Consider the following 14,501-nt stretch of genomic DNA (forward strand, 5'->3'; position numbering starts at 1 on the left):
AACCACATAGTGAGGTAACCTCTGTATTAGTAGGCGCGATTCCCGCGCCCCGCTCGCCACTGGAGGTGGTGCTTATGACGGAGAACATCCTCACCCAAAATCCCCATCGACCGGGCGCTGGAGCCCGAAATCCCGGCCGCGGCCCCGCCCGCCTCAATCCCGCCGACCGCACCCAGCTGAAACAGCATCCCGTGAGCTTCAAACGGATCGCCGGGCTGTTCACACCGCACAAGGTGACCATTGCCGCCGTCGTGCTTCTCATCAGCGCGTCGAGCATCATCGGCCTGGCACAGCCGTTCCTGGTCCGCCACATCATCGACGTCGCGCTGCCCGGCAAGGATTTGCCGCTTCTCGCGTGGCTGGCCGCCGGATTGATTGCCGTAGCAGCTGCAACCGCACTCATCGGCGTGCTGCAGACCTGGATGACCACGGGCATGGGCCAGAAGATCATGCACACGCTGCGCACGCGCTTGTTCACCCACTTGCAGCAGCAATCACTGGGATTCTTTACCCGGACCCGCAGCGGCGAGGTGCAGTCGCGTTTGAACAACGACATTTCCGGCCTGCAGCAGGTCATCACCTCGACCGCGACCGGTGTGGCGTCCAACCTGACCACGGCCATTGCCACCGCCATCGCCATGGTGGCCATTTCACCCGGGCTCTCGCTCCTGTCCCTGATAGTGATCCCGCCGGCTGTCTGGTTCACCCGCCGGGTAGCCCTGCTCCGGCGCAACATCACGTCCACGCTGCAGAGCGAACTGGCCACCATGAACACGCAGGTTGAGGAAGGGCTGTCGGTCTCCGGCGTCCGGCTCTCCAAAACCCTCGGAACCACCAAGCGCGACGCCCACCGCTACACGGAAAGCTCCAGGCGGCTGATCGGCCTGGAGATGCGCTCCCAGCTGGCCGGCCGCTGGCGGATGTCCACGATGGGCATCATCTTCTCGGCCATTCCGGCGCTCATCTACCTCGCCGCTGGACTGCCCGTCACGAGCGGAGGCATGACCATCGGCACGCTCGTGGCGTTCACCGCCCTGCAGTCCGCCATCTTCCGTCCCGTCATGAGCCTGCTGGACCTCGGCGTCCAATGGGTCACCGCGATGGCCCTGTTCAGCCGCATCTTTGAGTACCTGGACCTGACGCCCGAGATCACGGCCCCGGCGCGGCCCGTCCCGCTGGACCCGGCCGCAGTGCACGGCGAGGTCCGCTTCGAGGGCGTCCGTTTCGCGTACGACGGCGGCACTGAAGTGCTGCTCGGCATCGACCTCACGCTTCCGGCCGGCACCAGCACCGCAATCGTAGGCCCCACGGGCTCCGGGAAATCGACGCTCGGCTCGCTGGTACCCCGCTTGCATGACGCCACGGCGGGACGGATCACCATTGATGGCGTGGACGTCCGCGAGATCGCCCCGGAGGACCTGACGAAAATCGTGGGTGTGGTGTCACAGGAGACGTACTTGATTCACGACACCATCCGGCAAAACCTGCTGCTGGCCGCACCGGGCGCGGACGACGCAGTGCTATGGAGCGCTCTGGCCTCCGCGCAGATCGCGGACCTGATCGCGAGCCTGCCCCGCGGCCTGGACACCATGGTCGGCGCCCGGGGCCACAGGTTCTCCGGAGGAGAGCAGCAACGCCTGGCGATTGCCCGAACCATCCTGCGCAATCCCAAAGTGCTCGTCCTCGACGAGGCCACCTCCGCACTGGATAACGCCACCGAGGCCCACGTCCAGTCGGCGCTCGACCAGCTGGCCGTTGGCCGGACTACTCTCACCATCGCCCACCGGCTCTCCACAGTGGAGAAGGCTGACCAGCTGGCAGTGCTGGCCCGGGGTGCCATCGTCGAGTTCGGAACGCCCGGCGAACTCCGCAATGCCGGCGGCGCATATGCGCGGCTCGTCGGGGCCGGAGAGGCCATGGAGTTTGAAGATCACGACATTCCAGCCCTGAGAGCCAGGCTCACGGCATGAACCGGTACCCGATCCCGACCTCGGTGATCAGGTGGCGCGGGTTCCCAGGCTGCGGTTCGAGTTTCCGCCGGAGCTGCGCCATGTACACGCGCAAGTAATTGGCTTCCGTGGCGTAGGCCGGGCCCCAAACCTCGCTGAGGAGCTGCTGCTGGGTGATCAGCTTCTCAGGATTCCGCACGAAGAGATCCAGGATCCTCCACTCCGTAGGCGTCAGCCGGACGTCCTCGCCGTCGCGCGTCACACGTCTCATCGCAAGGTCCGCAGTGAACGATTCAGTGACAAGCACGGGCGCTTCTTCGCCCGGACCTGCGGCGCGCCGCAGGATCGCCCGGAGACGCGCCAGCAGCTCGTCGAGCCCGAAGGGCTTGGTGATGTAGTCGTCTGCGCCCGCGTCCAGGGCTTCAACCTTGTCGTCGGAGCCGTGCCGTGCCGACAGGACCAGGATGGGAACGCTGCTCCACTCGCGCAAGCGGGTGATGACCGTGGTTCCGTCGATATCCGGCAAGCCCAGATCGAGGATCAAGACGCCCACCGGGTGCTGGGCCGCAGAGCGCAAAGCTGATTCGCCGTCGGCCGCTGTGGCTACGGTGTAACCGTGGGCCTGGAGCGTGATCCGCAGCGCCTTGACGATATGGGGATCGTCATCCACTACCAGGACCTTGCTCATCTTGCCTCCCCGGAGGCGTTGTCTGAGCTGCCCGACGGCGGCACATGGCGATGCTCCAAAAGAACCGACTGCGCTTCCATGGGAGCTTGCGCCTCCTCGTTCGGGAACGCGACCCCTGTGGACAGCGGAAGCCGAATGACCATGGTCAGGCCTCCGCCCGGAGTCTCCTCCGCGGTGAGGGTGCCTCCCATCGCTTCCGTGAATCCCTTGGCAACGGCGAGCCCCAGGCCAACCCCAGTGGTGGAAGGGACGTCGTTGAGCCGCTGGAATGGCTGGAACATCCTGACAACGCTTTCGGCGGGGACTCCTTGGCCGTGGTCGATGATGCGCAGTTCTCCGGACGGCCTCCCGTCCAAGGTGGACGAACTGAAGCCACCCGCGGCTCCCACGAGCACAACGTCGGAATCCGGGGCGTACTTAATGGCGTTCTCCACAATGTTTGCGATGACGCGTTCCAGCATCCCGGCGTCTGCGTCGATCTCCGGCATGTTTCCCGGCAGGTCGACGCGCACCCGCCCCGGCAGTACGCCGTGGAGGGCGGTCGGGATCACTTCATACCAGCGCACCGGGCGAATGAGTGCGTTCACCGAGTCCGAGGTAATGCGGGACATGTCCAGGAGGTTCCCCACGAGAACGTCGAGCCTGTCCGAGCATTCTTCGATGGTTGCCAGCAGTTCCTGCTCTTCCTCGGGCGTGTAATGGACGTTGCTTTGCCGCAGGCCGCCCACGGCCAATTTGATCCCGGCCAGCGGAGTCCGCAAGTCATGGGAGACGGCGCGCAGGATGGAGGTGCGCATGGTGTTGCTCTCTGCCAAGCGCCTGACCTCACGTCGGCTCGCTGCCAGTTGTCGCCGCTCAAGCTGGGCGGAAAGGTGCGCGCCGAAGGCGCTGAGCAAACGGCGGTCGCTGGCTGGCAGAACCCGGCCGGACAGGACCAACCGGGTTCCGGCGTCGATCTGTTCGGTGTTTTCGCCGCCTTCGGGAGGGAGGGGTGCGGCCTCTCCGGCCTTCGCGACGAGCCGCCAGCCGGTGGCCGACGCGCCAGTGGAACCCGCGGCTCTGTAAAGTGCCGCGCCGCGCATCTGGAACACGTCGAGGGCCTGGTTCAAGAGTCCTTCCACGGTGTCCTCGGCGCTTGACGCCCCGCGCGTCAGATCGCCCAGGGTGGTGGCTTCGGCACGGGCACGGGCTGCCTCCTTGGAGCGCCTGGCCGATACGTCCACCACGGCAGCCACTGCGGCCGAAACGCCCACGAAGACCAGCAAGGCAAGGATGTTCTCGGGGTCGCTGATGGTCAAGGTTCCCACGGGCGGTATGGAGAAGAAGTTCACCAACAGGCTGCTCCACAAGGCACCGAGCAGGGCGGGCCACAACCCGCCGACCAATGCCACGGCAACCGAGCCCGTGAGCTGGAGGAGCACCGCCGTCGCAATGCTGTGCGAAGGACTCGCGGCCAGCAGGAGCTGCAAAAGAACCGGAACGACCACCGCCATGGCAAATCCGACGATCACCCTGGTGCGGCCAAGGTCCCGCTGCCGCGGACGGTCGACGCCCCGGCCACCTAAGGGATGCGAAACCATGTGCACGTCAATATCGCCGGAGTCGCGCACCACCCGGTTGCCGATCCCCCGGCCGGTCAGCCTGGCGACGAGGCTCCGGCGTCGGGAAATCCCGACGACGATCTGCGTCGCGTTCACGCTGCGGGCGAAGTCAAGCAAGGCCTTCGCCGGGTCCTCCCCTGCCACGGTGTGGTAGCTGCCGCCCAAATCCCGGACCAACAGGCGCTGCGCTTCCAACGCCTGCGGAGATTCCGAGGCCACCCCATCGGCGGCGCGGACGTGCACGGCGAGCAAGTCGCCGCCGTTGACCCGCTTGAGGATCCGGGCGGCCCGGCGGACGAGGACTTCCCCTTCGGGGCCTCCGGTGAGGCCGATGACTATGCGTTCGCGGGCGGGCCAACTCGCCTCGATCCCCTGTTCCGAACGGTACTTCGCAAGCCCTTCGTCCACCCGGTCAGCCAGCCACAGAAGTGCCAGCTCCCGCAATGCCGTGAGGTTACCCATTCGGAAGTAGTTGGACAGTGCGGCGTCGATCTTGTCGGCCGAATAGATCTTGCCGTCGCCGAGCCGTTGCCGCAATAGCTCCGGTGAGATGTCCACAAGGTGGATCTGATCGGCCCGCCGCACCACGTCGTCGGGCACTGTCTCCGCCTGCCGGACATCCGTGATGGCGCTGACGACGTCGCCAAGGGAAGCGAGATGCTGCACGTTGACGGTGGAGAGGACGTTGATGCCGGCGTCGAGCAGTTCCTCGACATCTTGCCAGCGCTTGGCGTTGCGGCTTCCGGGGATGTTCGAGTGGGCGTATTCATCGACGACGGCGGTGCGCGGCTTGCGTGCCAGGACTGCGTCGAGGTCCATCTCCTCGAACGCCGTGTCCCGGTACGCGATGCTGTGCGGTGGGATGACTTCCAGTCCGTCCATCAAGGCACGGGTGTCGCTGCGCCCATGGTCCATGGCGAAGGCCACCACCACGTCTTCACCACGCCCGCGCAGCCGGTGGGCCTCTGCAAGCATGGCGTAGGTCTTCCCTACTCCCGGGGCTGCCCCGAGGAAAATGCGCAGCGTTGCCCGTGCCATGTGGTCATTCTTTCACTTGTTGAACGCGGCGGTTGCCCGCGCGGATCCTGGCCCGGGCTTCCCTCATTTGGCCGGCGCCGCTGCGGCTACGTCCAGGTTCAGCTCCGTGACGTTGACGGACGGCTGCGCCAGGAAGGCTTCAAGGCCGGAGACGGTGCGCCGGTCCACCATGGCCTGCACCGTCTCAGGACTCAGCCCGTGTGCCTTGGCCACCCTGGGCACCTGGAGGCGGGCATACGCTACCGAGATCTGCGGGTCCAGCCCGGAACCGCTCGCCGTCACGGCGTCGGCGGGGACGTCGGATTCCTTGACCCCTTCCGCGGCGGCGACGGCGGAGCGGTTGGCTTTGACGGCGTCGAGCAGTTTGGGATCGTTGGGCCCCAGATTGCTGGCGGTGGACGCGCCCGGGTCCCACTTGGCCGCCGAGGGGCGGGCGTGGAACCACAGCGGGTTCTGGGTGCCGGCGTCGTTGGCGGAGACTTGGGCAATCAGGGCGGAAGCGACGGGCTTTCCGGCCGCGTCCCGCACGATGGAGCCATTGGCTTGGAAGGGCGCAACCGCCTGGCCGATACCGAATATCGCCAATGGGTAGATCAATCCAAGGACCACAGTGGCCAGGAGCAGAAACCGCAGGGCCGTTCCTGCTTGCCGAAGATATCCGGGAAGGGTGTTCATGATGGACTCCTAGCTGATGCCGGGGATGAGGGAAATGAGCAGGTCGATGAGCTTGATCCCGACGAAAGGCGCTATGAGACCGCCGAGGCCGTAGATCGCCAGGTTCCTGGCCAGGGCTTGGTTGGCCGAGACGGCACGGTACTTGACGCCGCGCAGGGCCAGCGGAACCAGGGCAATGATGATCAGGGCGTTGAAGATCACCGCGGACAGGATGGCCGAGGAAGGCGAGGCCAGGCCCATGATGTTCAAGAGCCCGAGCCCAGGAAAAGCACCAGTAAACAGGGCTGGAACGATCGCGAAGTACTTCGCGACGTCGTTCGCCACCGAGAACGTCGTCAGGGCGCCGCGGGTGATGAGCAGCTGTTTGCCGATGCCCACGATGTTGATGAGCTTGGTGGGATCCGAGTCCAGGTCCACCATATTGGCAGCTTCCTTGGCGGCCGGGGTGCCCGAGTTCATGGCGACGCCGACATCCGCCGCGGCCAGCGCGGGGGCATCGTTGGTGCCATCGCCGGTCATGGCCACCAGCCGGCCTTCGGCCTGCTCTTCCTTGATGACGGCCATCTTGTCTTCCGGGGTGGCTTCAGCAACGAAGTGATCCACCCCGGCTTCGGCGGCGATCGCCTTGGCCGTGATGGGATTGTCCCCCGTGATCATCACCGTCCGGATGCCCATCTTCCGCAGTTCGGCGAAGCGGGCGTGCATGCCCGGCTTGACCACATCGGCGAGGTGGATAGTCCCCAGGACCCGGGCTCCGCCGTCGTTCCCGACGCCGGCCACCAACAGCGGGGTGCCGCCCTGGGCCGAGATCTCCTGCACCTTATGGTCGACCTCGGCGGGCGTCTGGCCGCCGGCGTCGGCGACGAACTTCGCGACGGCGGCTGCGGCACCCTTGCGGATCTTCCGCCCATCGACATCCAGGCCGCTCATGCGGGTGCTGGCGCTGAACTCCACAACGGCGAAGTCCTCCGAGCCCTTCAGGAGCGCAGCCAAGTCCGGGCCGCTGACGCCCTTTTCCGCCGCGAGATCCACGATCGAACGGCCCTCGGGTGTTTCGTCGGCCAGGCTGGAAAGCCGGGCCGCTTCGATGAGTTCCGTCCGTTCGACGTCGTGGGCTGGAAAGAAGTTGACTGCGCGTCGGTTGCCGTAGGTGATGGTCCCGGTCTTGTCGAGCAGGAGCGTCGTAATATCTCCGGCGGTTTCCACGGCGCGGCCGGACGTGGCCAGGACGTTGTGCTGCACCAGGCGGTCCATTCCGGCGATGCCGATGGCGGGCACGAGAGCCCCGATCGTCGTGGGGATGAGGCAGACAAGCAGAGCGACCAGCACGATTGGCGAAGGCGTTGCCCCCGGCAGGGAAGCGAACGGCGCCAAACTCATGGTGACTGCCAGGAACACGATGGTGAGCGAGACAAGGAGGACGTGGAGGGCGATTTCGTTGGGCGTCTTTTGCCGAACGGCGCCTTCCACGAGTTTGATCATCCTGTCGATGAACGTTTCGCCCGCCTCAGCCGTAATGCGGACGGCGATGCGGTCCGAAAGGACCTTGGTGCCGCCGGTTACCGAGGAGCGGTCGCCGCCTGATTCACGGATCACGGGCGCAGATTCACCGGTGATGGTGGATTCGTCGACGCTCGCCAAGCCTTCGATGATCTCTCCATCGGAGGGGATGACGTCCCCGGCTTCGCATATGACGACGTCGTTCTTCCGGAGTTCCGTTCCCGGTACTTCCTTGAGGGTGCCATCGTCAAGCCGAAGCCGGGCTACGACACCTTTCCTGCTGGCTCGGAGGCTGTCTGCCTGGGCCTTGCCCCGGCCCTCTGCGATGGCTTCGGACAAGGTACCGAAGAGCACCGTCAGCCAAAGCCAGATTGTCACCGAGATGCCGAATACGGCTGGTTTGAGTATGCAGATGGCTGTGCAGAGAGCCGCCCCCACCAGCACGGTGAACATCACCGGAGAGTGGATCATCTGGCGTGGCCCCAGCTTCCGTACTGCGACCGGCAGGGCGGTCCGGATGCTGGCGAGGTCCAGTTTGGCCGGTGCCTTGGTGTGGTGTTTGTGTTCCCCTGGAGTGCCCAGGGGGTTGCCGTCCGCGTAGGTTTGGGCGGCGCTGTCCGAGGCTAATGCCGTGTTGGGCTTGGTAGTTGCCGTGCCGGACTTGGTCATTTGAGGAGTCCTTCTGCGAGGGGGCCCAGGGAGAGGGCCGGGAAGTAGCTCAAGGCGGTCATGATCACGGTGACGCCGAGCAAGAGGGAACCGAAGAGCCAGCCGTGGGTCGGGACCGTGCCGGACGACGCCGGGATCTTGGGTTGTTTCGCCAGGGAACCCGCCAAGGCCAGCACCAGGACCATGGGCAGGAAACGGCCCAGCAGCATGGCGACGCCCGTCATGGTGGATAGGTAGGGGCCCGAGGTGGTGATCCCGCCGAAGGCCGAGCCGTTGTTGTTGGCTCCGGAGGTGAAGGCGTAGAGCACTTCGCTGAATTGGTGTGGTCCGGAGGCCGGCGCGTTGGCCACGGCGTCCGGGAGCAGGACCGTGATGCCAGCCGTGGCCAGCACGACGACGGGTGTCACGAGGATGTACATGGCCGTGAGCTTCATTTCCCGTGGTCCGATCTTCTTGCCCAGGAATTCCGGAGTGCGGCCCACCATGAGCCCGGCGATGAACACGGAGACGATCGCGAGGATGAGCAGGCCATAAAGCCCTGACCCTGTGCCACCGGGGGCCACTTCGCCTAGCATCATGTTCACCATGGCGACACCGCCGGCCAGGGGCGGCAGGGAATCGTGGGCGACGTTGATGGCTCCCGTGGAGGTCAAGGTGGTGGCCGTGGCAAAGATCGAACTCTGGGCAGCGCCGAAACGCTGCTCGAAGCCTTCCCCCAGCCCTCCTGCCGCAGCGGTTGCCGTTCCTTGCGCGGCGGCAACGGCCCAGGCCATCAGGACCGTGAACGTCAGCCAAAGCGTGCCCATGACACCGACTACCGTGTATCCCTGCCGTTGGTCCCCCACCATGCGGCCATAGGCGTATGGCAAAGCAGAGGGGATGAGAAGGATCAGGAAGACCTCGAACATGCTGATGAAGACGTTCGGGTTCTCGAACGGGTGTGCGGAGTTGGCATTGAAGTAGCCGCCGCCGTTGGTCCCCAGGATCTTGATGGCCTCCTGGGAAGCGACCGGACCTCCGGGGATCGTCTGGGTGACACCCGTTGCCTGGTTCACGACGTCGGTGGACCAGAAGTTCTGGACCACGCCGCCGATCACCATCACGATGGCCGCAAGGACAGCCATCGGGAGCAGAACACGGAACGAGATGCGGGCAAGATCCACCCAGAAGTTCCCCAGCCTGTCCGTCCGGGTCCGCGCGATGCCGCGGATCAGGGCGACCACCACCACGATTCCGACGGCGGCGGAGAGGAAGTTCTGCACGGCCAGGAGGCACATCTGCACGAAGATGCCCATGGTGGCTTCGGGGACGTACGTCTGCCAGTTGGTGTTCGTCGCGAAGGAAATGGCCGTGTTCATGGCCGTCCATGGATCAACTCCGGGCAGCGAATTGTTTCCGGGCAGAACGCCTTGGAGCCGCTGGAGCAGGAACACCACCAGGATGGACACGGCAGAGAAGACCAGCACACTGCGCAGGTAGATGGACCAACTCTGCTCGGTATTTGGGTCCACCCCGGCCAGCCGGTAGAACAACCGCTCCGCGCGGCTCGACCTCTTGCCCTCAAACACGCTGGCGAGGTAAACGCCCAGCGGTTTGTGCACCAAGATCAGCAGCAAAAGCAGAACGGCCACTTGGGTGACGAAGGAGGCAATGCTGAAAACCATCCGGAATCACCACTTTTCCGGGTGGATCAAGACGGCCAGCAGGTAGCCGAACAAACACAGCCCTGCAATGAACAGCACCAACCACATCACGGCGTCCGCGCTCACTGCCCGTTCACCGGCCCATCGCCGTCGACGATTTTGCCTAGAAGGTGGGCAATCCACATCACGATCCCCATGGACACCACGAAGATCCCCACAACAGCCACGTCGGCCACTGGAACGTCCTTTCATCCGCGCCCCGTTTGCGGGGCTGATGCCAGTCAACTCCTAGGCAGGCGGCGAAAATCGGTTCCTGATGGTTCCTTAACACGGCAGGACCGAATCTTGACGGCTTCTTAACAGGTGCGGGTGGATTCCGGGAAGTCGACGTTAAGGATTCATCAAGATCGGCTTCAACCAGCGAAAACACCTGTAGTCGGTGCTATCTTCAGCAATGATCGCGGTGCCTGCGCGTCGCGCGGAAAGGACACCATGACTACTTTGAGCAGGCCGCCGGCCGACCCTTCGGCACCACGGCCCGGGGGCATGGCCTCCTTGCGGACGTGGCTGCTGTTCGGACTGCAGGACTCCAAAGGATCGCACCAAGGCCCAGGCGCGGTGGGCGACGCCCATCTGAAGAAGCATTCGTGGTGGCAGGTCATGTGCCTCACCGGCGTCGACTATTTCTCCACCTTGGGCTACCAGCCGGCCATCGCGGCCCTGGCCGCGGGAGTGATCTCCCCTTTGGCCACCATCGTCCTGGTGGCCGTGACCCTGTTGGGCGCGCTGCCTGTGTACCACCGTGTCGCGGGAGAAAGCCACCGTGGCGAGGGATCTATCGCCATGCTTGAGCGCCTCTTGCCCCGCTGGGGCGGGAAGATCCTCGTCCTCGTTCTCCTCGGATTCGCGGCAACGGACTTCATGATCACCATGACCCTCTCGGCCGCGGACGCCACGGCGCACGCGATCCAAAATCCGCTCGCCCCGGGCTGGCTGCAGGGACAGAACATCCTGGTGACGTTATTCCTGCTGGCCCTGCTTGCCGCGGTATTCCTGCGCGGATTCAAGGAAGCCATTGGCGTGGCGGTGGTCCTCGTCATCGTCTATCTGGGCCTCAATGTCGTTGTCGTCTTCTCGACCTTCGTAGAGGTGTTCGCCAATCCGGTCGCCGTGGGCGACTGGTGGCACGCCCTGTCGACTTCGCACGGAAACCCGTTCATGGTGATCGGCATCGCCCTTCTGGTGTTTCCCAAACTCGCCTTGGGTCTGTCCGGTTTCGAGACCGGAGTCGCCGTGATGCCCCAGATCCGGGGCCGTGCCTCGGACACCGAGGAAAACCCTGCCGGACGGATCAAGGGAACCCGCCGCCTTCTGACCACGGCAGCAGTCATCATGAGTTCGTTCCTGATCGCTACCAGCTTCACCACCGTTGTGCTGATTCCGGACAAGGAATTCCAGCCCGGCGGCCAAGCCGATGGACGCGCCCTCGCATTCCTGGCGCACCAATATCTCGGCGTGGGATTCGGCACCGTCTACGACCTGAGCACCATCGCCATCCTGTGGTTCGCAGGTGCCTCCGCCATGGCCGGGCTGCTGAACCTGGTCCCACGGTACCTTCCGCGATACGGCATGGCACCCGGATGGGCCCGGGCCGTGCGCCCCCTAGTGTTGGTGTTCACCCTCATAGGGTTTCTGATCACGTTCCTTTTCAACGCCGACGTCGATGCCCAGGGCGGTGCGTACGCCACCGGCGTGTTGGTTCTGATGACATCGGCAGCCGTGGCGGTGACCCTCTCCGCGCGCCGCTTGAGGCAGCGCAAGCGCACTGTCGGATTCGGCATCATCGCCCTCGTCTTCATCTACACAACCATTGCCAACATCTTCGAGCGTCCCGAAGGTATCCGGATCGCCGCCATTTTCATTGTGGGGATCATCGTGATCTCCCTGCTTTCCCGGATCCGGCGCTCCTTTGAGCTGCACGCCACCCACGTCCATCTGGACCGCCAGGCTCTCGAATTCATGTCCACCAATCTGAGCGGCCCGATTGCGCTCATCGCCCACGAACCCCTCCGCCTCACCGCGGAGGCCTACCGGGACAAACTCACCTCAGCCATCGAGGTCAGCCACATCCCGGTCGACTACCAGGCTCTCTTCCTGGAAGTGATCGTGGACGATTCTTCCGACTTCGAAACCGCACTCGAAGTCCGTGGAGTCACTCGCCACGGACACCAGATCCTCGAAGTCCACGGCCCCGTGGTCCCCAACACCATCGCCTCGGTGCTTCTGCATATCCGGGACGTGACCGGCCTCATGCCGCACATCTACTTCCGTTGGACCGAAGGCAACCCGGTCATCAATCTCCTTCGCTTCCTGTTCCTCGGCGAAGGAGAGATCGCCCCGGTCACCCGCGAAGTCCTGCGTGAAGCCGAACCCGATGTCAGCCGGCGCCCGTGGGTCCACGTCGGCTAAGCGCCACGGCAAGGTGCTCAGGTCGCGCTGTCAGGGCCGCTCGGGCACCTCGCCGTTCGCTACCGCTTCGATCCAGTCGACCGCCTCGTCCGAGAGGTAGAGCCCCGAAGGCCCACTCTCACCAACCCACCACGCATCGGACGTAATGACGCCTCCAACTTGGGTGATCTCGGCAACCACATCGGGGGACACCGCATCGCCATTGTTCTCGATCAGCCATTTCTGGGTGGACGGCTTCAGTTTCGGCCACCAGTGCTCGATACTCATGGCCGAAGTCTGCCATGCCCGCCGCCAATGCTCGAGCCTTGCCCGTTAAGAGAGCGCTAAATCTCAGCCCTGCCGCATATGGAAACCATAAAGACCGCCGGAGGCAGGTCCTTTCGATGATCTGATCGAGGAAGGAATCCACGGCCAACAGGGCCGTGGACTGGTCCTCCGCAGGAGCTGACGTAAGCATGAAGCGCATTGGCTTTACCAACGGAACGGCACCCGACGACACGGTTCCGGGCATGCGTCCAAAAGACTACGTCGTGGTCGATGACATCGGCGAGTTCATCTATTACCCGTCCGAGGCCGCCATGCTGGACAACTTGGAATACGTTGACGAAGCAGCATGCATTCTTGACCGAGCCGGCAACAACTACCGCCTGACCATGGATAAGGACAGGCACCTGCGCCTGGGCCCTTCGTTGGGCACAGTGGAATTCAACTGGCTCCGCCAGGCGTGGACGAACAACCAGCAGAGGAACATGCAGACCCACCCCCTGCAGCGGTTCTACCCGACGACGCTGGAAGCCCTCCTTGCCGGACTATTTGAAATGTTGTACCTCGAACATGCCGACAGGACCACGAACGCACCGTGGATCTTGGAGGTGGACGGCGAAGTAACCCACCCGGCGTCGCTCCAGGAAGTCAACAGCCTCCTCACACGCGTGGATCACCTCGAACGCGTCACGGTGCATGACCCCTTCGGCCATGACTACCAGCCAATCCGACACGCAGGGCACCGCTTCTTCTTTCCCACCGCGGGGTCGGTCTACTACGTCGAGGTTCCTGGAAGATTCAAGCGGAGTAGCGTCCAACACTGAGGCCCCACTCAGTGCGCCTACGCCGGCGGCGCCGTAGATTCGCGGACCACAAGATGCGTGGCGAGTTCCACCCGTCGAGAGTCCACTGCGTCACCCCGCATTTGTCGGAGCACGAATCGCAGGGCGGCGCGGCCCATTTCCTGCAGCGGCTGGGATACAGACGTCAGTGGAGGGACCGATTCCTCCGCTTGGTAGGTTCCGTCGAATCCCACCACGCTGATGTCCTCGGGGATGCGGATCTTTTGACGACGCGCCTCAGCGAGCACGCCCAAGGCAATGCTGTCGCTTGCGGCAAAGATGGCCGTTGGGCGCTCTTCGAGTTGAAGCAGGGTTTTCATTCCCGCCACACCATTCTCGGAGCGGAAGGGTCCTGACAGGATGTAGCGCTCCTCGACGGGCACCCCTTTTGCCATCAGCGCGGCCATGTAGCCGTGCAGCCGGGCCTGGTTGCACTCAGCCGCTTCAGGTCCACCCAGATAGGCGATCCTGCGGTGTCCTAGATCCAGCAAGTGGGCTGTGGCAGCCTTGCCCCCGGCCCAGTTGCTGGCGCCGACGCTGACCACGTCACCCGGCGGCGGGTTCAGCGGGTCGATGACAACGATAGGTATCTGCCGCCGTCGAAATGGATCCAGCTGGGCCGAACTGAACGCCGAGGTCACCACGATCATGCCGCTCCGGCCTTCGTCGACAATTCGCTGCGCCCTCTGCTCGGGGCTCAGCGTCGACGCCGATTGCTGGCTGGTGATGTTGAGCAGGACTTCGACGTCGGAGGCGGCCGCGTGCTCCAGTACGCCATTGAGCACTTCCACTCCATACGCCGAGTTCAAGGTGTCGAGCACGACCTCCACCACGGGCCGGCGGCCGGCGACGTTTTTTCGTTGAAGCGGTGACTTATATCCCGTCCGCTCCAGCGCGGTCAGAACTTTGGCGCGCGTGCCGGCGGCAACGTCCTCGCGCCCATTGACGACCTTCGAGACCGTCGGCATCGAGACGCCCGCCTCCCGGGCGATGGCAGCCAATGTCACCTTGGCGGGACGTTCATTGCTGGCCATGCAACCTCAACTCTTTCGAAACATTTCGTCGAGACAAGTCTGACCGGCACGGCAAGCAGAGTCAATCTCTATTTCGTAAAAGAGTTGAACTTTATGTCCGAACCGCCTTGACGGTGACCCAGACCACAG

The 14,501-nt window shown here is 64.2% G+C and carries 11 protein-coding genes; 3 read left to right on the plus strand and 8 right to left on the minus strand.

What is annotated here, in order from left to right:
* The first annotated feature begins 74 nt into the window (after positions 1-74).
* Positions 75-1,970 carry an ABC transporter ATP-binding protein gene (locus tag QRN59_RS11375; RefSeq protein WP_284982632.1) on the plus strand — a complete coding sequence of 632 codons (1,896 nt, stop codon included), beginning with the start codon at positions 75-77 and terminating at the stop codon, positions 1,968-1,970.
* On the opposite strand, the gene QRN59_RS11380 is transcribed toward QRN59_RS11375, so the two are convergent.
* From QRN59_RS11380 to QRN59_RS11405, 6 genes are all read right to left on the minus strand, one after another.
* The gene (locus QRN59_RS11380) at positions 1,960-2,637 is read right to left on the minus strand and encodes a response regulator (RefSeq protein ID WP_284982633.1); all 678 of its coding nucleotides are present in this window, start codon (positions 2,635-2,637) and stop codon (positions 1,960-1,962) included. The genes QRN59_RS11375 and QRN59_RS11380 overlap by 11 nt on opposite strands.
* On the minus strand, positions 2,634-5,276 hold the full coding sequence (locus tag QRN59_RS11385; protein WP_284982634.1) for a DUF4118 domain-containing protein: 2,643 nt from the start codon (positions 5,274-5,276) through the stop codon (positions 2,634-2,636). Before QRN59_RS11385 ends, QRN59_RS11380 begins: the two co-directional genes overlap by 4 nt.
* Before the next feature lie 63 nt (positions 5,277-5,339).
* Positions 5,340-5,951 (minus strand): K(+)-transporting ATPase subunit C, encoded by a 612-nt coding sequence (gene kdpC / locus QRN59_RS11390; protein WP_284982635.1) that lies wholly within the window; start codon positions 5,949-5,951, stop codon positions 5,340-5,342.
* Between the two features lie 9 nt (positions 5,952-5,960).
* Positions 5,961-8,120 (minus strand): potassium-transporting ATPase subunit KdpB, encoded by a 2,160-nt coding sequence (gene kdpB, locus QRN59_RS11395; RefSeq protein WP_284982636.1) that lies wholly within the window; start codon positions 8,118-8,120, stop codon positions 5,961-5,963.
* Positions 8,117-9,784: a potassium-transporting ATPase subunit KdpA gene (gene kdpA, locus QRN59_RS11400; RefSeq protein WP_284982637.1), complete on the minus strand. Its 1,668-nt coding sequence runs from the start codon at positions 9,782-9,784 to the stop codon at positions 8,117-8,119. Before kdpA ends, kdpB begins: the two co-directional genes overlap by 4 nt.
* Before the next feature lie 6 nt (positions 9,785-9,790).
* Positions 9,791-9,889 carry a potassium-transporting ATPase subunit F gene (locus QRN59_RS11405; protein WP_078107172.1) on the minus strand — a complete coding sequence of 33 codons (99 nt, stop codon included), beginning with the start codon at positions 9,887-9,889 and terminating at the stop codon, positions 9,791-9,793.
* Between the two features lie 366 nt (positions 9,890-10,255).
* On the opposite strand from QRN59_RS11405, the gene QRN59_RS11410 reads away from it, so the two are divergent.
* The gene (locus tag QRN59_RS11410) at positions 10,256-12,232 is read left to right on the plus strand and encodes an APC family permease (RefSeq protein ID WP_284982638.1); all 1,977 of its coding nucleotides are present in this window, start codon (positions 10,256-10,258) and stop codon (positions 12,230-12,232) included.
* A 30-nt stretch (positions 12,233-12,262) separates the two neighbouring features.
* Here the strand turns inward: QRN59_RS11410 and QRN59_RS11415 are convergent, their stop codons facing one another.
* Positions 12,263-12,499: a hypothetical protein gene (locus QRN59_RS11415; protein WP_284982639.1), complete on the minus strand. Its 237-nt coding sequence runs from the start codon at positions 12,497-12,499 to the stop codon at positions 12,263-12,265.
* 188 nt (positions 12,500-12,687) lie between these two features.
* Here QRN59_RS11415 and QRN59_RS11420 point away from each other — a divergent pair, with 188 nt between their 5' ends.
* The gene (locus QRN59_RS11420; protein WP_284982640.1) at positions 12,688-13,320 is read left to right on the plus strand and encodes a hypothetical protein; all 633 of its coding nucleotides are present in this window, start codon (positions 12,688-12,690) and stop codon (positions 13,318-13,320) included.
* Between the two features lie 17 nt (positions 13,321-13,337).
* Here QRN59_RS11420 and QRN59_RS11425 read toward each other — a convergent pair whose 3' ends face one another.
* On the minus strand, positions 13,338-14,372 hold the full coding sequence (locus QRN59_RS11425) for a LacI family DNA-binding transcriptional regulator (RefSeq protein ID WP_284982641.1): 1,035 nt from the start codon (positions 14,370-14,372) through the stop codon (positions 13,338-13,340).
* Positions 14,373-14,501: the final 129 nt, after the last annotated feature.

It is taken from the genome of Arthrobacter sp. efr-133-TYG-118 (assembly GCF_030209755.1).
In the GTDB taxonomy this organism is placed as follows: domain Bacteria; phylum Actinomycetota; class Actinomycetes; order Actinomycetales; family Micrococcaceae; genus Arthrobacter.

What these genes read in the sequence shown, in the direction of transcription:
- QRN59_RS11375 (WP_284982632.1), top strand. Translation starts at nt 75, where the DNA reads ATGACGGAGAACATCCTCACCCAAAATCCCCATCGACCGGGCGCTGGA.
- QRN59_RS11380 (WP_284982633.1), bottom strand. Translation starts at nt 2,637, where the DNA reads ATGAGCAAGGTCCTGGTAGTGGATGACGATCCCCATATCGTCAAGGCG.
- QRN59_RS11385 (WP_284982634.1), bottom strand. Translation starts at nt 5,276, where the DNA reads ATGGCACGGGCAACGCTGCGCATTTTCCTCGGGGCAGCCCCGGGAGTA.
- kdpC (WP_284982635.1), bottom strand. Translation starts at nt 5,951, where the DNA reads ATGAACACCCTTCCCGGATATCTTCGGCAAGCAGGAACGGCCCTGCGG.
- kdpB (WP_284982636.1), bottom strand. Translation starts at nt 8,120, where the DNA reads ATGACCAAGTCCGGCACGGCAACTACCAAGCCCAACACGGCATTAGCC.
- kdpA (WP_284982637.1), bottom strand. Translation starts at nt 9,784, where the DNA reads ATGGTTTTCAGCATTGCCTCCTTCGTCACCCAAGTGGCCGTTCTGCTT.
- QRN59_RS11410 (WP_284982638.1), top strand. Translation starts at nt 10,256, where the DNA reads ATGACTACTTTGAGCAGGCCGCCGGCCGACCCTTCGGCACCACGGCCC.
- QRN59_RS11415 (WP_284982639.1), bottom strand. Translation starts at nt 12,499, where the DNA reads ATGAGTATCGAGCACTGGTGGCCGAAACTGAAGCCGTCCACCCAGAAA.
- QRN59_RS11420 (WP_284982640.1), top strand. Translation starts at nt 12,688, where the DNA reads ATGAAGCGCATTGGCTTTACCAACGGAACGGCACCCGACGACACGGTT.
- QRN59_RS11425 (WP_284982641.1), bottom strand. Translation starts at nt 14,372, where the DNA reads ATGGCCAGCAATGAACGTCCCGCCAAGGTGACATTGGCTGCCATCGCC.